The 22956-nt window shown below is 58.9% G+C and carries 17 protein-coding genes; 9 read left to right on the top strand and 8 right to left on the bottom strand.

The annotated features are described in order from the left end of the window. The first annotated feature begins 16 nt into the window (after window positions 1-16). On the top strand, window positions 17-2053 hold the full coding sequence (locus tag ACXADZ_RS22950) for a B12-binding domain-containing radical SAM protein (RefSeq protein WP_475200250.1): 2037 nt from the start codon (window positions 17-19) through the stop codon (window positions 2051-2053). A 10-nt stretch (window positions 2054-2063) separates the two neighbouring features. Here the strand turns inward: ACXADZ_RS22950 and ACXADZ_RS22945 are convergent, their stop codons facing one another. Together ACXADZ_RS22945 and ACXADZ_RS22940 are read right to left on the bottom strand one after the other, a co-directional pair. Further along, window positions 2064-4115, bottom strand: a complete 2052-nt coding sequence (locus tag ACXADZ_RS22945) for a glycosyltransferase family 39 protein (RefSeq protein ID WP_475200248.1) — start codon at window positions 4113-4115, stop codon at window positions 2064-2066. After that, window positions 4112-5095: a glycosyltransferase gene (locus ACXADZ_RS22940; RefSeq protein WP_475200246.1), complete on the bottom strand. Its 984-nt coding sequence runs from the start codon at window positions 5093-5095 to the stop codon at window positions 4112-4114. The genes ACXADZ_RS22945 and ACXADZ_RS22940 overlap by 4 nt, the downstream gene beginning before the upstream one ends. A gap of 243 nt (window positions 5096-5338) precedes the next feature. On the opposite strand from ACXADZ_RS22940, the gene ACXADZ_RS22935 reads away from it, so the two are divergent. Continuing rightward, window positions 5339-6844 (top strand): PepSY-associated TM helix domain-containing protein, encoded by a 1506-nt coding sequence (locus ACXADZ_RS22935; protein WP_475200244.1) that lies wholly within the window; start codon window positions 5339-5341, stop codon window positions 6842-6844. Window positions 6845-6891: 47 nt separating this feature from the next. On the opposite strand, the gene ACXADZ_RS22930 is transcribed toward ACXADZ_RS22935, so the two are convergent. Continuing rightward, entirely contained in the window at window positions 6892-8328 is a 1437-nt protein-coding gene (locus ACXADZ_RS22930; RefSeq protein ID WP_475200243.1) for a lipopolysaccharide biosynthesis protein, read from the bottom strand. 308 nt (window positions 8329-8636) lie between these two features. Here ACXADZ_RS22930 and ACXADZ_RS22925 point away from each other — a divergent pair, with 308 nt between their 5' ends. The 6 genes from ACXADZ_RS22925 (at window position 8637) to ACXADZ_RS22900 (ending at window position 15348) form a co-directional block, all read left to right on the top strand. After that, window positions 8637-9563 (top strand): glycosyltransferase family 2 protein, encoded by a 927-nt coding sequence (locus ACXADZ_RS22925; RefSeq protein WP_475200242.1) that lies wholly within the window; start codon window positions 8637-8639, stop codon window positions 9561-9563. Between the two features lie 13 nt (window positions 9564-9576). Next, on the top strand, window positions 9577-10539 hold the full coding sequence (locus ACXADZ_RS22920; RefSeq protein ID WP_475200240.1) for a lysylphosphatidylglycerol synthase transmembrane domain-containing protein: 963 nt from the start codon (window positions 9577-9579) through the stop codon (window positions 10537-10539). Beyond that, window positions 10536-11972 carry a protoporphyrinogen/coproporphyrinogen oxidase gene (locus tag ACXADZ_RS22915; RefSeq protein ID WP_475200238.1) on the top strand — a complete coding sequence of 479 codons (1437 nt, stop codon included), beginning with the start codon at window positions 10536-10538 and terminating at the stop codon, window positions 11970-11972. The genes ACXADZ_RS22920 and ACXADZ_RS22915 overlap by 4 nt, the downstream gene beginning before the upstream one ends. A 3-nt stretch (window positions 11973-11975) precedes the next feature. Continuing rightward, window positions 11976-12719, top strand: a complete 744-nt coding sequence (locus tag ACXADZ_RS22910; protein ID WP_475200236.1) for a polysaccharide deacetylase family protein — start codon at window positions 11976-11978, stop codon at window positions 12717-12719. 93 nt (window positions 12720-12812) lie between these two features. Beyond that, entirely contained in the window at window positions 12813-13784 is a 972-nt protein-coding gene (locus ACXADZ_RS22905; protein WP_475200233.1) for an NAD-dependent epimerase/dehydratase family protein, read from the top strand. Between the two features lie 34 nt (window positions 13785-13818). Continuing rightward, window positions 13819-15348 carry a GMC oxidoreductase gene (locus tag ACXADZ_RS22900; RefSeq protein ID WP_475200231.1) on the top strand — a complete coding sequence of 510 codons (1530 nt, stop codon included), beginning with the start codon at window positions 13819-13821 and terminating at the stop codon, window positions 15346-15348. Window positions 15349-15364: 16 nt separating this feature from the next. Here ACXADZ_RS22900 and ACXADZ_RS22895 read toward each other — a convergent pair whose 3' ends face one another. After that, a complete protein-coding gene (locus ACXADZ_RS22895; RefSeq protein ID WP_475200229.1) occupies window positions 15365-16474 on the bottom strand; it encodes a formylglycine-generating enzyme family protein in 1110 nt (369 codons plus the stop codon). Next, on the bottom strand, window positions 16464-17762 hold the full coding sequence (locus ACXADZ_RS22890; protein ID WP_475200227.1) for a glycosyltransferase: 1299 nt from the start codon (window positions 17760-17762) through the stop codon (window positions 16464-16466). Before ACXADZ_RS22890 ends, ACXADZ_RS22895 begins: the two co-directional genes overlap by 11 nt. A 240-nt stretch (window positions 17763-18002) precedes the next feature. Here ACXADZ_RS22890 and ACXADZ_RS22885 point away from each other — a divergent pair, with 240 nt between their 5' ends. Beyond that, window positions 18003-19148: a glycosyltransferase family 4 protein gene (locus ACXADZ_RS22885; protein WP_475200225.1), complete on the top strand. Its 1146-nt coding sequence runs from the start codon at window positions 18003-18005 to the stop codon at window positions 19146-19148. Between the two features lie 4 nt (window positions 19149-19152). On the opposite strand, the gene ACXADZ_RS22880 is transcribed toward ACXADZ_RS22885, so the two are convergent. The 3 genes from ACXADZ_RS22880 to ACXADZ_RS22870 all read right to left on the bottom strand — a co-directional run bounded on the left by ACXADZ_RS22880 (window position 19153) and on the right by ACXADZ_RS22870 (window position 22858). Next, entirely contained in the window at window positions 19153-20784 is a 1632-nt protein-coding gene (locus ACXADZ_RS22880; protein WP_475200222.1) for a GMC oxidoreductase, read from the bottom strand. A gap of 3 nt (window positions 20785-20787) precedes the next feature. Further along, complete coding sequence (locus tag ACXADZ_RS22875) at window positions 20788-21708, bottom strand: glycosyltransferase (RefSeq protein ID WP_475200220.1); 921 nt, start codon at window positions 21706-21708, stop codon at window positions 20788-20790. Window positions 21709-21805: 97 nt separating this feature from the next. Beyond that, window positions 21806-22858, bottom strand: coding sequence for a Gfo/Idh/MocA family protein (locus tag ACXADZ_RS22870; RefSeq protein ID WP_475200218.1), 1053 nt, complete (start codon window positions 22856-22858; stop codon window positions 21806-21808). Between the last annotated feature and the right edge of the window lie 98 nt (window positions 22859-22956).

The following is a 22956-nucleotide window of genomic DNA, read 5'->3' as shown; positions in this document are numbered from 1 at the left end:
CGAGGATAGTTAACTAATGCGTCTTTACCTTGCCGATCTCGGCCACAACCTCGTTACTGCAACATCGGACACCTACCCCTTAGGTGTCGGAAATCTTGCGACTTTCGCTCAGGCTTATGCAAAAAGCCCAACGCTAATTGATGTTGCGATCTTCCGTGACCCCCAAGAGCTCAAAGCTGCAATCGACACAGCTCCGCCCGACGTAATTGGCTTTTCCAGCTATTCCTGGAACCACCATCTGGCCCTGTCCTTTGCCGACTATGCCAAGGCAGTTAACCCCGACAGCCTGACCCTGATGGGTGGCCCCAACTTTCCACTGACCGAAGATGAGCAGGAAAGCTGGATTCGGACCATGCCACAGATCGACATGCACGTGCGTGGCCCCACCTATGAGGGTGAGCGCGCCTTTTTGAGCACGTTGCAGCGTTTCATCGATGTCGGCGCTCGCCGCGAAGGCATGTGGGAGGAAGCCGTCGATGGCGCGCTTTATGTACATCCCAAAACCGGAGAGATTCTGCGCGGGGGCGAACCACCCCGCATCCGCGATCTGGATGAAATCCCCTCGCCCTATCTGGCCGGACTGATGGACAAGTTCTTTGACACCGGCCTGTTTGCACTGATGCAACTGGCACGCGGCTGTCCGTTCACTTGCGCCTTCTGCAACTCGGCGGTCAAATCGAACTCGAAGGTATTCCGCCATTCGTTTGAACGCACCAAGGCTGATCTGGATTACATCGTGGCCCGCATCAACCATGCCAGCCCGCTCTGTTTCGCGGACGACAATTTCGGCATGTATGTGCAGGATGAAGAGGTGGCCGATTATCTGGGTCATCTGATGGAACGGTACGACTGGCCCAAATACATCCGGACAACCACAGGCAAGAACCGCGGCGACCGGATCATCAAGGTGATGCGCAAGGCCAAGGGTCGCTTGCCGATGACCTCATCGGTTCAGTCTCTGAACCCGGAAGTTTTAAAGAATATCAAACGCGACAATATCAGCCTGGATACCTATGCCGAGGTACAGCAGGAGCTTCATTCAAAGGGTATGCAATCCTATGGTGAACTGATCCTGTGTATGCCCGGTGAAACCAAGGAATCCTTTATGGATGCGGTGGACAAGCTGATCGAAACCGGTGTCAGCCGGGTGGCTGCACATCAGCTGATGCTGCTGCATGGCGCGCCGCTGGCCAATCCCGACAGCCGCGAGAAATTCGGGTTCAAAACACTGCACCGGGTCGTCGCCCGATGCCTTGGCAAATATACCGGCCCAACCGTGGTCGAGACCGAAGAAATGGTGGTCCAGTCCGAGAATTTCTCGTTCCAGGATTATCTGGACACCCGCGTTTTCCATCTGCTGCTGACGATCTTCTATTACGAAGACAATTTCGAAGAAGCCTTCCGCCTGGCGCGGTCCCGTGGCATCCGTCCCTTCCTGATCGTCAAGCATATGCAGGAAATTCTCGATCAGGCCCCCCAGCCCTTCCGGGATGCGGTGGCCGGTTATCTGGAAGAAAACCAGCAGGAACTGTTCGAAACCCGCGCCAATTGTGTCGTCTGGGCACAGGAAAATTACGATGATCTGATCAGCGGCGAGTTGGGAGGCAATCTGCTCAGCAAATACTCGATGATTGGCCGGTTCATCGTGCTGGACGAAGCACTTGATTTCCTGAAACGGGCGATCAGTGATCTTCTGGACAAGGATGACCACGAAGCGCACGAGATGCTCGACACGATCATCAATTACTACAGCGCCGTGATGCTGCATGTGCCTTTCTCGGAAACCCTGGAACACGAACCGGTCTGGAGCTCGTCCTTCGATCTCGAGGCTTGGCGGAATTCGGGATATGAAGGTGTGCTGCAGGACTATCAGTTCGACGCGCCCCGCGAATTCCAGACCCAGGTTGATCAAAGGGTGAAAGCCACCCTGCTGACCCGCATCGAGACCTTTGGCGAACATGCCTCGGGGCTGGGTCGGTTCACCCGGACGATGTTTGCCAAGGATTTCCGGCGCAATTTCGTACCGAGTGAAAATCAGCATGCGGCCGAATAGGCCCGCGGGCCTATTCGCTATCCCTCAGATAGACAACCTCGCGCCCGGGAAAGGCAGCTATGATGGCTGCGTTCTGCTCAGGCCCCATATCGCGCAGGAAAATCGGCTTGCCCTCGGGCAGGAACGGGTCGTTGAGATAAAGCGCAGATCCGATATTGGCATTTGTCGAGACAAAGACCAGAGCATTACCCAGTTCTGCGGCTTGCGCCTGACGCCTGATGTCGCCGGTAAAGCCACCGTATCCATCGTACTTCGAAACCCCACGCCATGAGGTGAAACTGACGACCGAGACTGCGCAAAGCAGCAGGACGATACAGTGCAGGCGACCATGATATTGTTCCGGCAGCCGGTCTTTCACCGCCTCGATCCCAGCTGCGGAAAGAACCAGAACCGGCAAAAGTGCCGTATGCCAGTAACGTGGTCCCAGATAAAAAGTGCCGGTGAACCAATAGAAGAACAGCACACCCACAAGGGCCACCAGGATCACCAGCATGGCCCGGTCGAATCCGGTCAGGCGCTTGCGCCAGATGAAGACAATCCAAATCGGAACCAGCGATCCGAAGGTCCAACCCAGAAGTTCAAGGTTGAGCGAGGCAATCCCGTTGACCAGGTTCAGCAAACCCTCGGCCGGGCTATGGCCAACCCAGATATCCAACGCGCCCCAGCTTTTGGCGGGTGGTCCCACATTGGGGCCGAAACCGAACGCATTTTTCGTGTCGGGCCAGAGTCGGCTCAGGTAATCGGATTGCGGGGTCAGCAGCATATCACCGGTGGTCCCATAATTGAGCAACAAAAAGACGGACCCCGATACGACACCGCCCAAGGCGCAGGCCAGCACCTGCCCGATCCCCCCGGGCAGGCGGCGCAGCAACCACAAACCAGTCAGCCCGCCGACAATCAATCCGTCCAGTGGTCTGGTCACAAAGCCCCACCCCAACGCCAGCCCGGCAATAAACGCCAGCAGGATCGCCCGCCTCGCTGAACCTTCTCCGGCCCGGATCAGACACCACCAGGCCAAAAGTATCACGACCAGCATCACGGAATGCGTCATCAGCGTGGCCCCAACAGCCAGCACCCAGGGCGAGGTTGCCATGAGCAACGCGACCATATCCGCGCGTTCCCGGCTTACAGCCCGGCGGACGATGTCATGGGCCAGCCAGACCGATATTCCGGTCAGGATCGGATTGATCACCCAGGGTGCCCCGATCAAAACTCCAAGGCTCAGAACAATGGCCCAGCCTTGTGCCGGGACACTGATCCATTTTCCCTCGTGCACTTCGAGAAGATAATATTCCAGTGCGGGTTGTGCGGCCTCGGGCGGGACCGGAGCCCAGAGCGTACCAGCCGCGAAGGTCCGTGCCTGAAAGAGATAGGCCAGTTCATCCTCGACATGGGGAACACGGTCGAACGCCGTCCAGGCAAGGACGGCACTGGTCACTGCCGCAAAACTCACCAGAGCGGCCACCGGGATACGCGGCATGCGATCGGGACCTGCCACGGCGAACATGGCGACCAGCGTGGCCATCTGAACAAGAGATAATGCACCGCCAACACCGATCTGCAGTCCGAAGGCCATGTAATAGCCGTAGGCCACATAAGGTGTTGCGGACAGGCTGAAAATCGCGACCAGAACCATCAAAAGAATCAGGCGAACAATCCCCGCTCTGGCGAAAAGACCCCTGACAGCCTCCCGGCCTGCAGGACGCATCAGAACAACACCCGTCAGTACCGCCTGTCCGGCCAGTATCATCAGCATGATCAGGTTTTCAGGCGGGTCGGCGGAAATCTCAAGCCGCGGAAACCAGAGCGGTTGTGTCAACCATAACCGAGCGGAACTCCCCAGCAGAACCAGAGCGGCCAACGCCCCGAACCAAGATAATCCGCGCGACCAGAAGACACCTATCAGAACCGCTGCGGCCGCAGCCATAACCGTAAACCACAGACGCAACTCGGCCAGCGTGGCATTGGAGACGGGCGCATCTGCGGCCCAGGCTGGGCCTGCACAGGCGCAGAGCACAAGAGCAAGGCAGCGCCATTGCCACCGGTTTGTCTGTGCGATCATGCTAGATGCTCTTCTCTGGCCAGAGCCGGGTCCCGCGCGGGACCTTCGATATTGATACGTTCCTGCTCGGTCACAATAGGCCCGCCGCGCACCTGATTGTGAATCGAGGTGATGTATTCCCCCAGCATTCCGATGAACAGCATCTGAATGCCCGACAGGAAGAACAGGGATACGATGATGGTCGTCGTCCCGCGCGGCGCCTGATCGGGATTGACAAAAAACAGCACCACAGAGATGAGCGAGAACAGGATACAGGCAATCGCAATCACCAGCCCGCTGATCGTGCAGAACCGCATTGGGGCCCGCGTGAAAGAGAAGATCGCGTTCAAGGCCTGATCGATCAGCGCCATCAGGCTGTGCTTTGACAGCCCCTTTGCACGAGCTTTCCAGACATAGGGTTTGATGATCCGGCGGAAACCGCAGCTTGCAATGATTCCACGGATGTAAGGATAGTGATCCTTATGCGCCAGCACCGCCTTCAGAACCTTGCGGTCGATCAGTTGGAACTCTCCGACCGACGGTTCCAGCCAGACATCCGACAGACCATTGACGATCCGGTAGAAAAGGCCGCGTGCATTGCGCATCACGAACCCTTCTTCGCGGGTGCTGCGGGCACCGGCCACCACGTCATAACCGTTTTCCCACAGCTCGACGAATTCCGGGATCAGCTCGGGCGGATCCTGCAGGTCGACCGGCAACATGACGACGATGCCGTCGCCGGTCGCGTAGCGCAGTCCGTTGAAGGTTGATCGAAACACCCCGAAATTTCGGGCGTTGACCACCACCTTCACGTCCTGATCCTGTGCGGCAATCTCGCGCAGGATGTCCACGGTTCGGTCCGAAGAGGCATTATCGATGAAAATATGCTCGCGCCTGTAGCCCGGCAGTTCCTTATCGAAAATCGCCTTCACGGTCTCATAACAATTCGCCACGTTGTCTTCTTCATTGAAGCATGGCGAAACAATGGAAATTGTTTTCATAGCTTTATTTAACATCAAACAGCACCACTTACCCCACCAATACCCGGGTATACTCATACCATCCCGCGAAGTTCGGGATTCGCACAACACTTAACCTGCAGGAATATCATGAAATAACGTGCATTCACGGCAACATTGAAAGCCAAAACCGCCTTTCTTGCAAAACAATGCCGTATCGCCATTGTTTCCTGTACATTTACACCGTTTATTGTGCTCCAGAATTGTTAACTAAGAGCTACTCAGATGAACCGCAAAGTCCGTAATTTGCTCTTTAAGCTCCACACCTGGCTGGGGCTGCATCTGTCTCTGTTTTTTCTGTTCATGTTTCTGACCGGTACGCTGCTTGTTGCCGCGATAGAAATTGAAAAGATCGGTCGCCCGAACATCTGGACCATGATGGCCAAAGAAGATCGCATCGCCAGTTTTGGCATGATCTATGATGGTATCAAAGAGGCTCATCCAGAGAGCAGTATCTCTTTGGTGATCAAACGCCAGACTCCATGGTTTGTGGATCACACTCTGGGTCGCACGGGATGGGGCGAAAAGGTGGGGTTCTGGACAGACCCTGTGACCGGTGCAGTTGTAGAGGAAACACGATCTCTGGGCTTTCGTTCGATTATGCGTGACCTGCATGACACGTTCCTGACACAACAGCGAATTATCTTCATGTTGATATGCGCCACATCGGTCGTACTGCTGTTTCAGATCATCAGCGGCCTAATCACTTATCGACGCTTCTGGAGAGGGTTCTTCCGCTGGCCCAACAGTTCGGGAGGGGTGCGTTCTTGGGCTGGTGGAGCACACCGGTTAACAGCTGTCTGGACAACACCGCTGCTGATCCTGATTTCCGTAACCAGCTTCTATTTTCTGCTGGGTAGTCTGGGCTTTGACGGCACACGCCCGAAACCCGAAGCGCCAACCCCGCGCGACACGGCACTACCTGCCAATTTTGATTCAGCTCTCATTGCTCAGGCTGAAGCGCGCGCCCGCGCTGCTTTGCCCGGGCTTGAGCCATTCCTTATGTTCGTGCCCGAAAAGAAAACTGACAGTCTTGGTTTCTCAGGACCAGTAAAGGGATATTCAGGTTTCTTTGGTCCTGGAAGTGTGTCCATCGACCCGGTAACCCTCAAGGTTCTGGGCGCCTTCACACCACATGACGTCAAGGGTTTTGCCTATTGGAAACCTTTGATGAACATGCTGCATTTTGGAACTTGGGGCGGTGCTTTCTCGATGACTCTTTGGATTCTGCTCGGGCTGATCGCCACCGGCCTTGCCTATACCGGAGCCTTGATTTTTGCTGCCCGCCTGGTCCCAGACACCGCGCATCGTGGTTCAGTCCGGCGCATATGGCACGGTCTGGGATGGACCCGATGGGCCTATGTGTTGTTGCTCGCGGGCATTTTGTTCACTGCCTTTTATCGCTTTGGCCCGAATTCTTATGACAAGACCAGAGCATTCCCAACCGACGCGCCTGGCACAGTTGCTCGGTTGATCATGCGTGCCCCGCTCAGGCGTGACGCTACTCTCAATATCGAGTTACTAATTGGCGAACCAGATGTTCAGTCTGCAGTTATTAAGGTTAACGGTGAGACGCCACCAACAGTTGATTTTGTACAGTATGATGACAAGGCCAGAGCCTATTTTAAGCTCAATCCCGCTGCAACAGAAAACAACATTGTTGCTCACCTTCAAAAATCCGACGGCGGGGAGAAAACCGTCAATTTCCGCCTCGGCGCACCGATTTGGTAGCTGCGCGCTGTGCCAATCAACCAATATGGGCGGCGCATCATTATGCACTACCCCTTGGCTTCTTGCGGATCGGTGTCAGGGGCTGTTTTCTCTTGCATGCGCACCATTGCGATCAGCAGACGTAACCTTTCGCGCAAAAACAAAACAGCCAATAGGCAATAAACAATAATCCCAATCACTGTACCGGTCAGAAGGATCAGAATCTGAGATTTACCGTCGATTTGGCATACAACTCCAAGCACCGACGCTGCCATTCCTGCGGATAGTAAGAACGGCGCAAAGTGCTGCTGCGCCAAAGTCAGGCCGGACAACCCCGCAATATGCCCCAGATTGGCGAATTTGAGCGGCCAGATCAGCAGAAAAACCGCCACAAAACCGGCTGTTACGGCTGGCAATCCATAAGGGGTCAGCGCCGCGATTACTGCTGCCGCCAGCGCCACCTCAACCCAAGACAGAACCGCAAGACGTCCGGCCTGCCCCGCCGCCAGACAAAAGGTCTGCTGCACCTTTTCAGCGCATAGATACATACCAAACACCGACATCAGGCTCAGGACCGGAGCGGCCGGAGCCCATTTCTGACCGAACAGCAAAACCAGAGCCGGTTCCGACAGAACCGCCAACCCGGCAAAGGCCGGAAAGGCCAGAAACCCGGTCAGGCGCATAACGTCCATCAGCAAATCCGTCGCCTGACTTCCATCGCGTGCTGCCGCGCCAAAGGCAGGCTGCGCCACGGTGCGCAGCGGCGTGATAATCAGGAACGAGGCGGTCTCGATCACACGCCAGGCAATTGCATAATACCCCGCCGGCACCGGCCCCAGCATCGCGCCGATGATAACCGCTGGTGACTGCACCGCAGCCAGTTCGGCCGCGCGCAGGCCCAGAATCCGGTGGCTGAAATGCAAAACCCTGCGCATGTGATCCCGCGACGCATGGAACGCCGGGCGCCAGGATACCGCGCCCCATGCCATCACAATGTTGGTGGCCGTCATCGCCAGCCGCTGGCCGACCAAGCTCCAGACGCCGTATCCCGCCAATGCCATGCCAATGCCCACGACCCCGCCGACCGCCGCACCGAGCGCTGCGCGGATGGCCAGAACACGGAACCGCATTTCCCGGCGCAGGATCGCCACCGGCACCGCCGTCAGTGAAATCATCAACACCGTTGGAGACAATCCAATCAACAATTCACGCGCAATCGGCTCATTGTAGAAATTTGAGACCGGCCCCGCCCCCAGATACAGCGCGACCGTCAACACGCCTCCCAGCAGCGCCAACAGCCAGAAAACCGAGTTCAACCGCTCTGGTGACAGCGCCTCATGGGTCAGCAGAATGTCGGAGATCGTTTCGCGTACCAAGAATTCGGAAAACAGTACAAAGGCTGCAACCATCGCCAGAAGACCAAAGGCCTCGACCCCTAAAATACGGGCGAGAATGGCAAAAATGATGAAGTTGAACGCCTGCTCGACCCAGATACCAGCCGACATCCAGGCAACTCCGCTGCTGAAACTCTGCCGCCCTGACACCCGTTTCCTTCCTATTGCCCGAACCCCGCCAAGTACCGGTGGACACATGGCTCAAACACTCAAACCTACTGCGCGCAGTATACGTAATTACAAACTTGACGCCTTAACGGTCGAATTTGGTCAAATTTATTGTCTATGTTCAGTCTGTACGTGTTCGAATACTATACGCAATACAGGGAATTATGCCCGTCACGTTCCACCCCCCTGCGCGAGTTTGGCAGCAGGGTCCGGGACAGGGATTATTGAGTGAATAAAAGGTTTTCATTTTCATGAACAAAGTCGCAGAGCCGATGGAAACGAACAGCACCACATCCGAAGAGCTGATCGCATCGGAAACCGCTGGCATGAGCCTGAGCGTGGTCATCCCCGCGTTCAACGAAGAAAACGCCGTGCGCCACACGGTCGAGGATGTGCGCACCCATCTCGAACCCTTGGGCATTCCTTACGAGATCATCGTGGTGGACGATGCCAGCCAGGATAATACCCGTGCCGAGGCCGAGGCCAGCGGAGCCACCGTCACCTTCAACGACGTGAATTCAGGCTACGGCGCCAGCCTCAAGCGTGGCGTGCGGATGGCGCAGCATGAATATGTCGCCATTCTGGACGCCGACAGCACTTATCCCGCACGCTATCTGCCGGGAATGCTGGCGATGTGCCGCGATCAGGACATGGTGGTGGGCGACCGGGGGGCGGCGATGAAGAACGTGCCGCTTCTGCGCAGACCGGCCAAGAAATTCCTGTTCGCCTTTGCCTCATTCCTGGCCGAGCGCAAGATCAACGATCTGAACTCGGGCCTGCGCGTGTTCCGCAAATCCGAGCTGATCCCATTCCTGCCGCTGCTGCCGCAGAACTTCTCGTTCACCACCACGATCACGCTGTGCATGACCTCGAATGGCAAGCGGATGATCTATACGCCGATCGAATATGGCAAACGGGTGGGCAAGTCGAAAATCCGGCCGATTGATTTCCTGAACTTCATCATCCTGATCCTGCGCATCAGCACGCTGTTCAATCCGCTGCGGGTGTTCATCCCGCTGGGTCTGGCGTTTTTCACATTGGGCACAGTGAAATTCATTATCGACATGTTCTACTGGAACCTCAGTGAAACGGCGGTGTTCTCGTTCCTGGCGGCGATCATGATCTGGTCGCTGGGGCTGATCGCCGACATGATCTCGCGGCTGCATCTGAGACCCTGACAGGAGCGGCGGTATGCTTTCCGATCCAAGTCAACGGCGCTGGCTGATCCGGGTTGCCGGATCGGTCGTGGTGCTGGCGATCCTGTTCTGGATTCTGCCTGCTGATGCAATCGTGGCCGCGCTGAAGGCAATCCCGATCTGGGTATTTCTATGCGTGCTGGTCCTGTTCCTGCTGGCCCATGTCGCGGCGGCGCTGAAATGGTGGCTGCTTCTGGGGCGCGGATTTGCGGCCCCGCTGGCCATCCGGGCGCATTTTGCCGGGTTGGCGGCCAATCTTTGCCTGCCCGGAGCAATCGGAGGTGACACGGTACGCGCCGGCCTGGCGCAAGCGGCAATGAAGGACGGCGCGCGGGTTGTTGCGGGCGCAACCGTGGATCGGCTGATCGACATGGTGGCCCTGCTGACACTCTCTTGTCTGGGGTTGGTCCTGACATGGGGAAGCGCTGCGGGCGGGCATATGATCTGGCCTGTAGCTCTGGTCTTGCTGGCGGCGCTTGCGGGGATGATCGCTTTGCCGCGCCTACTGCCCCTGCCCTGGCGCTATGTGCCGTCCCTGCCCGGCAAGGGCTTTGCCAACCGTCTGGCCGAGGCGCTGGCCGGGATGGGGCGCAAGCCCGGAACGCTGGCTGTAGCTTTCATCGCATCTGTGCTGATTCAGCTGTTGCTGATCCTGCTGGCCTGGTGGCTGGCCATTGCGGCGGGGGTCGATGTGGCGGCGGGCCCATGGATATTCGCCTGGCCACTGGCCAAGATCATTGCCGTGCTGCCGGTATCCCTGAACGGGCTGGGCCTGCGCGAGGCGACGCTGGCCGGTTTTCTGGCCCCCTTTGGTGCCAGCGCCGCCGCGGTCGTGGCCGCCGGGCTGGTCTGGCAAGTTGTTTTGTTCACGGCGGGCGGGTTAGGCGCGCTGGTTCTGACCATGTCCGGGATGCGGTTCAGCACCCCGGCAAGTTCCCAGAAGGAAGAGTGCAAGTGACGGATGTTTCCCGACCCAATGGCGACAAGCCAGAAATCATCATCCTCGGCGCCGGACCGGCTGGTCTGGCCGCTGCCCATGCCCTGACCGGGCAGGCCAAGGTCACCGTGATCGAACGTGCGCCTGTTGCGGGCGGCAATTCGGCCTCGTTCCCGGTTGAAGGCGTGATCTGCGACTATGGCTCGCACCGGTTTCATCCGGCGGCCGAGCCCGAGGTTCTGGCTGATGTAAAAGCCCTGCTGGGTGACGATCTGCTGCTGCGCCCGCGCCATGGGCGCATTCGGTTGGGCGGCAAATGGATTCACTTTCCGCTGAAACTGACCGATGCGCTGATGCGCCTGCCCAAACCCTTTGCCGCGTCGCTGATCGGGGACATGGCGCTGAAACCCTTCCGCAAGAAAAGCGAGGGTCCCGAGACATTCTCGACCGTGCTCTATGACGGGCTGGGACCAACGATTTCGGACAATTTCTATTTCCCATACGTGCGCAAGCTGTGGGGGCTGGATCCGGACAAGCTGGCGGTGAAACTGGCAGAACGTCGGGTCGGCAGCGGCTCGGTCGGCAAGATCCTGATGAAGATGCTGCGCCTGCTGCCGGGGCTGCGCAGCGAAACGGCGGGGCGGTTCTTTTATCCGCGCAAGGGGTTCGGACAAATCTCGGACGCGATGCGGAACAGTGCGGAAAGCAACGGTGCCAGCTTTCTGTTCAACACTGAAATCACCGCCATCGAGCGGGATGGCAATCGTATCACTGGGTTGACGATCCGTGACGAAGATGGCGAGCGGCACATGACCGGCGATCTGATCCTGTCGACCATCCCGCTGACCGGGCTGACGCGCCTGATCGGCGACGCTCCGGCCGAGGTGGTCGAAGCCGCCCGCGCGATCCGGTTCCGGGGCATGATCCTGCTGTACCTGGTGCTTGAGACCGACCAGTTCACCGAGTTCGATGCGCATTACTTCCCCGAACTGTCGATCCCGATCAGCCGCATGTCAGAGCCCAAGAACTATAACGCCAGTGGCGCGCCGAAGGGCGTCACCGTTCTGTGTGCCGAGCTGCCCTGCGACCCGGATGAGAAATGGTGGTCCATGTCCGACGAGGAACTGGGGCAGGAATTCACCAAATGGCTGGGCCAGCTGGGCCTGCCCGTCACCGTACCGGTGCGCCGCTGCGAAACCCGACGGCTGAGCCATGCCTATCCGGTTTACGATGTGGGCTATGAAGAGCGGTTTGATACGGTGGATCAGTGGCTCTCAGATATGGACGGATTGCTAGTATTTGGACGGCAGGGGTTGTTTGCCCATGACAACACCCACCACGCTTTTGCCATGGCTTATGGCGCGGCGGATTGCATCGACAGCAAGGGCCATGTCGACCGCGCGAAATGGAACAGGTATCGCGAGGTCTTTGCCACCCATGTGGTGGAAGACTGACCCATGCCCGCCTGGCAGGCCGATATCCTGATGTATCATTCGATCTCGGATGCGCCCGGACCGACCTCGATTGCGCCCGAGGTGTTCAAAGCCCAGATGAAGGCGCTGGCGGCATCCGGCCTGCCGGTGGTCACACCGGATGCGCTGGCCAACCCGCCTGCCCCACGCGTGGTCATCATCAGCTTCGATGACGGGTTCGAAGATTTCGCCGACACCGCCTGGCCGATCCTGCGCGATCATAATTTCACCCCGATCGTCTATCTGCCTTCGGGCCGGATGGGCGGCAGTGACAGCTGGGCCGGCGGACATGTCCCCCCGCGCCCGCTGATGGGCTGGGACAAAGTTGCGGCATTGGCCGAAGAAGGGGTCTGTTTCGGCGCGCATAGTATCAGCCACCCCGACCTCACCACGCTGGACCCTGAGGCGCTTGAAGACGAGATAACCGGCCCTGGTCAGGACATCACCGCCCGGCTGGATCAGCCCATTCGCCATTTTGCACCCCCTTATGGGGCATCGAACCCGGACATACGCGCGCGGGTCGCCCGGAATTACGACACCTCGGTCGGCACAAGGCTGGGCGTGGCAAAAGCGGGTGATGACATGCACGATCTGCCGCGGCTCGAGATGTTCTATTTCACCGACATCGCCCGCTGGAAGGCTCATCTTGCCGGGCGCGGCGGGCCCTATCTTGCGGCACGCAAACTGATGCGCAACGTGCGGGCCGCCATTCGGGGGAAGCCTTGGTGAGCAAACCTTTTTTATCCGCGACTATAGCCGGAGGCGCGGGACAGATTGTACACTTCGGCACAGTGGTTCAGAACAAGTGACAGGTATATAGATATGCATATTCTGGTGACCGGCGGGGCCGGGTTTATTGGCTCTCATCTGACGGAAAGGCTGATCGGGGATGGCCATACCGTTACGGCTCTGGACGATCTGTCAACGGGGCTCATGTCCAATCTGGCCAGTGTTGCGGATCACCCCGGTTTCACCTTCGTCAAAGGCAGTATTCTGGATCGCAAGCAGGTCGCCGATCTGGTCGGACCAGCAGATGTGGTGTTCCATCTGGCGGCGGCCGTTGGGGTCAAGCTGATCATGGATGAACCCAGCCGGTCGATCCTGACCAATGTTGCGGGCACGGAAAACGTTCTGGATGCAGCGCTGGTGGACAAGACACATACCTTCATCGCCTCCAGTTCCGAGGTCTATGGCAAAAGCACCAATTTCCCCTTTCAGGAAGAAGGTGACCTGACCATCGGCGCCACCCGCAACCTGCGCTGGTCTTATGCTTGCGCCAAGACGCTGGACGAGTTTCTGGCACTGGCCCATGCACGGGAATCCGATCTGCCTGTCACGGTGCTGCGGTTCTTCAACACCACCGGCCCGCGTCAGACCGGGCGTTACGGGATGGTGCTGCCAAATTTCGTCAAATCCGCGCTGGAAGGCGCGCCACTGATGGTACACGGCACTGGCGAGCAATCGCGCTGCTTCGGCCATGTGGCGGATGTGGTCGAGGCCATGTGCCGTCTGATGACCCTGCCCGAGGCACGCGGTGACGTGTTCAATGTCGGCACCGATCAGGAGGTCACGATCCGCGCACTGGCCGAACAGGTCATTCGAACAACCGGCTCGACCTCGGAAATCCAATTCGTCCCCTATGACACCGTCTATCCCGAAGGGTTCGAGGACATGCAGCGCCGCCTGCCCGATGTCTCGAAACTGCAACGCGTCACCGGGTTCCGCCCGATGCGGACGCTGCAGCAGATCATCGATGATATCGTTGCCGAGATGACCCGCCCGGTTCCCGCATGAGGGCGCATCTGTCAGTGCAGACGGGCCGCACCCCGTGACCGATCTTGTCATCGGGTCGGGGCCAGCAGGCGTATCGGTGGCCATTGCCCTTCTGAACCGTGGCCGTCAGGTTTTGATGATAGACGGAGGGGAAGAGCTTGAAGCCTCTGAACGGGAGCGCCGCGACCGGATGGCGGCCTCAGATCCTGAGGACTGGTCTGCGGCAGATATTCGGGCCTGGCAGGCCCCTCAGTTAGACACGCCGCCCGGACAGGTGCGCCGGTTCGGGTCCGATTTTGCCATGGTGCCGGGTACAGACACACTGGTTGCGCCGGATCAGATCGGATTGCGTGCCTCACATGCGGCGGGGGGGTTATCCAACCTTTGGGGCTCGGCGATCCTGCCCAACCGGGATGCAGATATCACCGACTGGCCGCTGAGCGCGCAGGATTTGGCACCGCATTACCGGGCAGTTGCCAAATTTCTGCCGGTCAGCGGGCGAGAAGATGCCTTGCAGGCCCTGTTCCCCGCCTTTCCGATGCAGCACCGGGTTCCGCTGACCCCATCACCTCAGGCCGGGCACATTCTGCACCGTCTGGAGCACCACCAAAGCAATCTTGCCCGCTTGGGAGCCTCTGCCGGGATGGCGCGCCTGGCTGTGGATCCGGGTTGTCGCTACTGCGGCCAGTGTCTGCATGGGTGCCCTTGGGGGCATATTTATTCGGCCAGACAAACACTTGAGGATCTGCGCCACCACACGGCGTTCCGCTACCGCAGCGGCCTTGCCCATGCTTTCGAGGAGCAGGCCGATCATGTCACCGTCCGGCTGGATGGCGGCGAGAAACTGAAAGCTGATCGCGTTTTTGTCGCCGCAGGCGTTCTGGAAACGGCGCGCCTGCTGTTGCTGTCTTCGGCGGATCCGGCTGCCCGCCTGCAATTGCAAGACAGCCAGCATTTCTTCCTGCCCAGCCTTCACCGCTGGCGTGCCCCACGCCGCCCCGATCAAGTCCCCTATCACACCCTGCCGCAGATTTTCATCGAGCTGGATGACCCCGATCTCTCTCCCCATTTGGTGCACAGCCAGATCTATACCTGGAATGAGTTCTATGCCCAGGATCTGATCCGCAGTTATGGCGCAAAGCTGCCCGGCTCGGCCCCTGTTTGGCATATGCTGGCACGCCGGCTGATCGTGGCGCAGGCATTTCTGCATTCCGACCATTCCGCACGCATAGATCTGACCCTGGCCCCTGACGGGCGGCTTGTGTCCACGATCCAGACCAATGAGGCCACCGAACAGATCATGGCGCGGGCCACATCCCGCCTGGCGCAGGTACTGAAGCTGGCCGGGTTGGTACCGCTCAAATTTGCCCGCCGCCCCGGTGCTGTGGGGTCCAGCTTTCATGTCGGCGGCTCAGTGCCCATGGCTCAAACGCCGCACGCCGGACAATCGGATATACTGGGTCGACCCAAAGGGCTGGCGCGCGTGCATCTGGTCGATGCCTCAAGCCTGCCCAGCATTCCGGCCACCACAATCACCTTCTCGGTCATGGCCAACGCCCACCGGATCGGAACACTGGCCCCCTGACGCCTAACCAACCAGCCTAGTCCAATTCCCGAACGAGGCGAATGGCATGCCCATAGCCACGGTTGTAGTGATGTGGCCCAACACGGAAAGCCGATCGGTTCTGCCAGCCCGGGGAAGCCGGACCGCCTCCACGAACTGTCCGAAATTCGCACGCATCCTGCACATAAGGAGAGCCGTCGATTTTCACGGGATCGTGATAGGCTTCATAGCAATCCTCGACCCACTCAAATCCGTTGCCATGCATATCATAGAGCCCAAAATCATTGGGTGGATGCTGACCGACGGGTCCAGGCTCGCGCTCAGACCATATAGAGGAACAGTTGACACAGATCGCGTTGTTCTTGCCAATGTCGTTGCCCCATGGGAACCGCGTTACCGAGCCGGCCCGGGCCGCGTATTCCCATTCGGCATCCGTTGGCAAACGATAGGTGTACCCGGTCTTCGCGCTCAGATAAGCGGCATATGCTTTTGCGTCACTCCACTCGACCTCGGTCATAGGCTGATCGTCGCGATAGCTCGCTCCCAAGTCGGGAAGAAACGAAGCACGCCCGGTTATTGATGACCATTCCGGGTCTTCCTGGGCCTGCCGCCACTGCCCATACGTAATCTCATAGCGAGAGTATGCCAACGGACGTGAAATGTGCACCAGACGCCTCGGACCCTCGCGGTTAACCAGCTTCAACTGAGCCCGAAGGGGCGTGTGACTAAACAGATGTGCATGGCGGCCCTTTTCAAAAATCGGGGAACCCAGCAGGAAGTAGCCCTTTGAAACCTCAATCATTTCTGGGCAGTCTGTGCAGTCGCGAAAGACTCGGCCGGGTGTAACCATCTGAAAACCAGGCTGATGCAATGGAAGAAACTGAGATGTTATAAAAAGTGCGGTTCGTTGCAGCGTTGAAAGATCTGGTTCAGGCAACTGGTCCTGATCCGTGGTTGCGCGCATGGTGGTTTCAAGATCGCGCAGCGCGGTGTTGGCAACAACGATCATTAAGATGACCCCAGCCAGCAGCACAAGGACCACCAAAAATCCCGACAACATAATTCCGAACAATTGCAATACCCATCGGGCAATTCGCCACCAAATAGAGCTTTTCTCCGGGCCGATCGACATTCTATTACGTGTCATTGAAAAGCCTTTCCTGATTGTCCCGAAGGTTAGCAGGCATTTGATTTGCGGATCCGAACTCAAACGCCCCAGCCTCCAGCGCCGTGGCCAGCGCGCGGTTACCTTTACCATGCGCCGCGCGGGCTAGAGCGGCCCCATACGCCTCAAGCACCGAGGTTTCGTGCCAGATAGCCAGAAACGCCTTGCGCGCGGCAGCACCCTGTCTCGCGCGTCGGTCGGGATGATGTTGCAGGTAGCTCATCGCGGCGATCAGATCGTCCTCGGTCTCAAACAGCGATCCGCCGCTTGCGCGCTCGACGATTTCAGGGAAAGGTCCCAGTCGGCGGGCGATGACGGGCGTGCCAAGTCGGAAACTTTCGATCAGGATGATGCCGAAGGTCTCATAACACACCGACGGCACGATCAGCCCGATGGCCCCGCGGTAATAGGCGTTAAGCTCTTCCAGTGTCTTGCGGCCCAGGAATTTGATCCGGTCATTGTCAGCGGCCTGTTTCTTTAACTCGTCCGCATAATCTCCGTCCCCAAGGATCAACAGATCGGCATCCGGGTAACGATCAAAGGCAGAGAATACATCCTGCAACCCTTTGATCTTTTCCAACCGCCCGACAAACAGGAAATAAGGCCGCTCCTGCGCCGCCGGTTCCGGCAAGGCGTTCTGGTCGAGATCGGGCAGGAAATAGGGCAACACCTGCATCTCCTGACGCAGGCCAAACTCGCGATGTTTGGAACGGCTAAATTCGCTTTTGGCGATGATCAGATCCATGTGGTCCAGCGCCCGGTCCAGCGCACCGGTATAACGCCACAGCTGCGGCGGGCGTTTGTAATTCAGCACACAGCGCAGGCACTGACGGTCGTCACACAGCTCGCGCCCGTGCCGCCATAGAACGTGGGTTGGACAGACCAACCAGTGTTCATGCGCTTCATAAACCTTCAGCCCTTCGCCCATCGGCAATAGGCCCGGTCCGCCGATCAGGGATGTGTTGTTGTGCCAGATGATATCCGGCTGCCGTTCGGCCAGTATCTCGCGGATGCGGGCAGCATGGACAACCGGTCGGCCAAGCTGCTGGGTCAGCAGGTTCGACATCATGCCATTGCGGCTGCGCAACCCGATCCGGCGAATTCCATCGGGCTCGCCCGCGGGCTGGGGTTTGCCGCCGAGGATCAGATAACTGTCTTCGTCATGCACCACGGTCACGTCATGACCTCGTGCCACAAGCGCCCTTGCCATACGCTGAATCCCGACGGCGTCACCGCCAAAGGAATAGGGTGGGTAAAATGTGGTGAACATTAAAATGCGCAAAGACTGCATGCGAATTATACCGGGCTACTAATAACTATCCGGTATGAAACACGATCTCTGCGGCAATCGAAAGGCACAAGTCACGCCTCTATCCGGTTGAAGACTGGTGTTGCGGGCTTGCTGCAGATAAATGCAAGCTGCACCGGACCGTCATCATGACATGGGCAAATACCCTGCGCGTGGTATGATCGCGCGATTGTTGAGAAATTTGGCCCAGACCCACATCCGATGCAGACCGCCCCTTCTTCAAACCCCCTTCATGTCGTCGAAATGGGCTCTCAGTTTGGCATGGGCGGCATCACCCGGCATATCCTGGGGTTGAGCGACTGGCTGGAGGCCAGAAACCATCGCATCACGCTGGCAGGCACCGCCGATATCTGGGCCGGTCCGGACCGGGGGGCCGGATTTCTGGACCTGCCCACCCGCTATGTCGCGGGCGAAGGCGGCAGCATCGTCAACCGGCTACGCCATACGGCTGGCGCGGCCTGGCGGTTGCGGCGCTGGCTGGCGGAAAATCCGGTCGATCTGATTCATTGCCATGAATCCGCACCTGCTCTGGTCGCCAATCTGGCCCGCACCGGACGGCGCATACCGGTCGCCATCACCTATCACGGGTCGGAGCCCGAACGGATTGCCGCCTTTGGCCGCATTGCCGCCAAATGCGATCTGGTGATCACACCCAGCCATCGCTCGGCTGAAGATCTGGCAACCATCGGCAATGTGCCGAAGGACAGGTTAAAGGTCATCGGCCTGGGTGTATCGCCCCCATCCGAGGACAGCGCAGAGGATGTCGCCGAACTGCGGGCCAAACTGCTTGGGGACGGTGAGCGGGTGATCCTTACACTGGCGCGCCTGCAACCACAAAAAGGGATCGATATCCTGATCGATTGCGTCACCCGGATGCAGGAAACCCACCCCGGTTACCGCTTTGTCGTTGCAGGCGACGGACCGGATGAGGCTAAGCTGCATGCTCTGGCGCAGGAAAAAGGGCTAGGCAAACATCTGCAATTCATCGGGCGGACCGATAAACCGATCCGCCATCTGCGCGCGGCGGACCTGTTCCTGCTGACCTCACGGTGGGAGGCTCTGCCCTTCACCATCGCCGAGGCGTTTCAGGCCGGAACACCAGCCGTGGCCACAGCCTGTTCCGGCGTGGTCGAACTGATCGACGACAGCGTTGGTGCGGTGGTGCCCATCGGCGATATTGATGCGATCTGCACGGCTGTGGCAGATGTGCTGGCGGATGAGGGGCGCCGGCAAACTCTTGCGGAAAACGCCCTGAAACGCAGCCGGGAGGATCGGTTCGACCCGGATTGGGTGCATCATCAGTTTGAGAAAACCTATTACGATCTGGCCGGGCGGCACCGCAGCTGACGCATCATATGCCGCGCGCGCGCTCTGCTGTGACCTTCTTGGCAATCCGCGCCCCTGCGCGGGCTGACAAGGCCATGATGGTCAGGCCGGGATTCTGGAACGGATTGGTCGGGAACGACGCTGAGTCCGTGACATGGACATTGGGGCAATCAAACACTTCAAGATTCCTGTTAAGCACATGTCGGGCAGGATCATCTCCCATGCATGCCCCTCCGGTTTCATGGATCGATGACCCCGGCCGCAAGGCGCCGTCGGGGGTATAGACCAGCGGCCCAGCCATCTTGTAGGCCAGTTTCGACACCAGGCTTTCGCGCCCCAGCAGGTCATCGGGCAGGCCGAAGGTTTGCGACACGTCCTTCAGGGTGTCTTTCATATCCTGCACCATCGCGCGTTCATTGTCGGAATGGCGCAGCGTGACTTTTGGCGCGGGAACGCCCCAGGCATCGCGTTTGTTGGGGTCAAGCTCTATCCGGTTTTCAGCACGCGGCAGGACCTCTCCGATTGCCATGAAAAACCAGCCGGGTTCGATCCGCCCGACGGACCCCAGCAGCGAATAGCTACGCAGAAACCGGCAATCCTCGCGCTTACCGCGATTGCGAAAACCGGGTATATAAATGCCGGATTGGGCACCGAAATCATACGGATCATGATCCGACCCCAGCCCTTCGATCTCGGACATAGTGCCTGCCCGAAAAACCATCAGATGATCCGACAGGTAGCGCCCCAGATTACCTGATGAATTGCCCAGACCCTTCTCATGACGCGGCCCGTGGGAATTCAGCAAAAGCCGCACGGATTCAATGGTCGAGGCGCAAACCGCAATCACCCGCGCCCTCACGGTATGCTCCTGCCCGCTGGCCGCGTCGATATAGCGAACCCCGGTTGCCAGACCCGTCTGCGCATCGGTTTCGATTTTTGAGACCACCGCCCCGCTGCGCAGCTCGAAATTCCCAGACGCCTGTGCCGCCGTCAGGGGCAGAGGCGTCCGCGCCGGCACATGGCGGATGATCCGACAGGTGGTGGCGGGGCGATCCGGCCATTTTTGCGCAAGCTCGGCCATGAGCGCGCGTTCGGCCTTGGTCAGCAGGTGTGGGGCGTCGTAAATTCCATCGGGCAGGTTTTCGATTTGCGCCGCCTCGCCCGCGACACCCAGAAACTGTTCGACCCGGCCATACCAAGGGTCGAGGTCGGCATAGGAAATCGGCCAGCTGTCCCCGAACCCATCCTGTTCGGCGGCCTTGAATTCCTGATCCGAAAGGCGCAACGCATTGCGCCCCCACAGATGCAGCCGCCCGCCGACCTGACGGGACCGGAACCAGTTGAAATGGGCGCCGGATGGCGTGGTGTAGGGATTCTGTCGGTCATTGACGAACAGATGTCCGGTCAAAGGCGTGAAGGACATGCAGCGCGCCTGAACATGCTGCCCACGCAGGATCGCCATGACACGACTGAGGATGCTGACGCGGGATCCGCCTGCCCGGTCGCTGTCGGGAAAATCATCCTTGGGGTCCAGCGCGCGCCCGGCCTCCAGCATCAATGTCCGGCAGCCGCGCTCGCTTGTTTCCTTCGCAACCCATCCCCCGGCGGCGCCGGAGCCAATAACGATAACGTCGTATTCTGGCCCGGGTGCCTGCATCGCTCAGGGCCTGCGCGTGATGTAGCCCCAGACCTCACCACAGGTCCAGGCAATGGTCAGGATGATGATATAGGGCAGCGCTGTCAGATACCGCAGAAACCGCCCCTTGCTGGCTTGTGTCAGGCCATGGCGCACCCACAGAACCGGCGGGATCAGCGGGCTGGACACGATATAGGCCAGCCGTTTCGGACCGCTCATATGCATCGCCCGAATATGGCCGAACAGACGGCCCCAATGAAACCGCTCGGGCAATAGCTGGCCCAGCCGAGCCGGAGGGCGGACATGATCGACAACCAGCTCATTGGACAGCAACAGCTCTTCGCCCTGTTCGATCAGAAACCAGTGGACGACCGGCTCGCGGAACCGCTCTTTCCACAGATGGCGGGTCGCCTCGAGCGCCTTCCGACTGTAGGTCACGTTCACGTCCGAAACCCATTCCGCCGGGCCGCTGTCAAAGGGCAGACCATAGCGGCCAAAATCGGTCACATAGAACGCCCAGTTGAGCAGCGAGACCGGTTCCTTGCAGTCGATGGCCCCGCCAATGACATTCTTGCCGGTTTCCGCATGCAGGCGCATGACGGTGCGGGCCCAGTCAGGATGCGGATGCCCGCGATCTTCAAGGATCGCAATCACGTCGCCGGTGGCGGCGGCAAGCCCTGCCGCTCGTCTGCGGTCAAACAGCTCATGCTGACCCGCTTCGGAAGTGATCGGGTGGGCGGGCGTGATCGGACCAAGGTCCAGAAAATTCACATCCGGAAACTCAACCGCGTACTCGGCGGCGTCTGATACGCTCGCATCATAGGGCACGATAATTTCCAAAGGCGGCGGAGCTTCGAATGCGGCGACCGACACCAGGAATTCGCGCAGGTCAGTGCCGCCATCAACAATTGTCACGACAATGGAAAGCGTTGGATGATCTGTCACCGCAAGCTCCTACAACTGGAAATACCCTGCCTCTTCACAGCAGATACTGACAAGGCCCGGTCGGGATGCCAAGCGCCGTGTGGAAACCGATCAGATGTCATGCGACCATGTCCCCCAACGCCTCGAGCGTGACCTGCTGGCCGGTTACGCTGCTTTCGCACAGTGCATCGGCAACCTCGATCGCCCGCAGGGCAGCGTGGCCGTCAGAGATGCGCAAACCCGTCTGACCCGCACAAAGCCCGGTAAATTCCTGCAGCTCATCAGCAAAGGACAGCAGCGCCGTGGTTTTCCAAGATTTCAGCTTTTCCCGCAGCATGATCCCGGGATAGCGGCGATTCTGGCGGATGGGCCTGCCGCCCGGACGATCCATGGTGATCAGCAGCGCTTCCATCGGCGCGTAGGCGCCGCGCACCATGCCTTTGCTGCCATAGACCTCGACCTGACTTTTGTAACCTTTCCAGTCTGTCCAGGTCGCCTGATAGATCGCCGGAATGCCCTCAGGGCTTTTGAAGATCGCCATCGCGTTGTCCTCAGAGCCGGGCTCGTTCCAGACCTTTTCGGTAGCGACACCATAAACGCTGGTGATTTCCCCCAGCATGTGGCGGGCCATGTCGGTCATGTGAATCCCTACATCCCACAGCGCACCGCCCCCGGAAATCTCGGCCTTGTATTCCCAGTCGTGCACAAATTTCGTCAAACCCTCATGGCCACCATATATACGCACATGATCGACCTCGCCAATCTGGCCTGACCCGATGACATCCTTCACGTATGAGAAGGCGGGGTAATAGCGCATGTTGAACCCGCCGCCCAAGGCCCTGCCCGCCGCCCGAGCCGCCGCAACAATCCTGCGGCTGGCCTCGGCCGTGGTCGCAAGGGGCTTTTCCGCCAGCACATGTAATCCCCGGTCAAATGCGACCAAGCACAAAGGTTCGCGCACATGCGCTGGCGTCGAAATAATGACCGCGTCCATGCCAACATCGAAAAACCTTTCCACATCTGTAAAAGCCGGCGCGCCATTGGCCACGGCTTCGGCACGGTGCATGTCCGTATCCATAACTGCGGCAAGCGTGGTGTCGGGGTTGTCGATAATGGTCTGCACGCGCATCTGCCCGATCTTGCCGGCTGCGCCGATCACACCGATCCTCATAAAATTCCTCACTCAAAACCATAGGGTGTTACACCCCGGACATCTATAACAGCAGATCATCTGTTAGCGGAGTAGCATGCGCAACCACCTTGCGCTAG

The sequence above is a fragment of the Ruegeria sp. ABM4_193 genome, from assembly GCF_056158705.1.
The sequence above is the reverse complement of the archived record's forward strand: the minus strand, read 5'-3'. Positions and strand labels throughout refer to the sequence as shown.

Excerpts from the sequence above, each read along its gene's own strand:
- ACXADZ_RS22945 (WP_475200248.1), bottom strand. The coding sequence starts at position 4,115 with ATGATCGCACAGACAAACCGGTGGCAATGGCGCTGCCTTGCTCTTGTG.
- ACXADZ_RS22905 (WP_475200233.1), top strand. The coding sequence starts at position 12,813 with ATGCATATTCTGGTGACCGGCGGGGCCGGGTTTATTGGCTCTCATCTG.
- ACXADZ_RS22930 (WP_475200243.1), bottom strand. The coding sequence starts at position 8,328 with ATGTCGGCTGGTATCTGGGTCGAGCAGGCGTTCAACTTCATCATTTTT.
- ACXADZ_RS22885 (WP_475200225.1), top strand. The coding sequence starts at position 18,003 with ATGCAGACCGCCCCTTCTTCAAACCCCCTTCATGTCGTCGAAATGGGC.
- ACXADZ_RS22880 (WP_475200222.1), bottom strand. The coding sequence starts at position 20,784 with ATGCAGGCACCCGGGCCAGAATACGACGTTATCGTTATTGGCTCCGGC.
- ACXADZ_RS22935 (WP_475200244.1), top strand. The coding sequence starts at position 5,339 with ATGAACCGCAAAGTCCGTAATTTGCTCTTTAAGCTCCACACCTGGCTG.
- ACXADZ_RS22940 (WP_475200246.1), bottom strand. The coding sequence starts at position 5,095 with ATGAAAACAATTTCCATTGTTTCGCCATGCTTCAATGAAGAAGACAAC.
- ACXADZ_RS22870 (WP_475200218.1), bottom strand. The coding sequence starts at position 22,858 with ATGAGGATCGGTGTGATCGGCGCAGCCGGCAAGATCGGGCAGATGCGC.
- ACXADZ_RS22920 (WP_475200240.1), top strand. The coding sequence starts at position 9,577 with ATGCTTTCCGATCCAAGTCAACGGCGCTGGCTGATCCGGGTTGCCGGA.
- ACXADZ_RS22895 (WP_475200229.1), bottom strand. The coding sequence starts at position 16,474 with ATGACACGTAATAGAATGTCGATCGGCCCGGAGAAAAGCTCTATTTGG.
- ACXADZ_RS22890 (WP_475200227.1), bottom strand. The coding sequence starts at position 17,762 with ATGTTCACCACATTTTACCCACCCTATTCCTTTGGCGGTGACGCCGTC.
- ACXADZ_RS22950 (WP_475200250.1), top strand. The coding sequence starts at position 17 with ATGCGTCTTTACCTTGCCGATCTCGGCCACAACCTCGTTACTGCAACA.
- ACXADZ_RS22925 (WP_475200242.1), top strand. The coding sequence starts at position 8,637 with ATGAACAAAGTCGCAGAGCCGATGGAAACGAACAGCACCACATCCGAA.
- ACXADZ_RS22910 (WP_475200236.1), top strand. The coding sequence starts at position 11,976 with ATGCCCGCCTGGCAGGCCGATATCCTGATGTATCATTCGATCTCGGAT.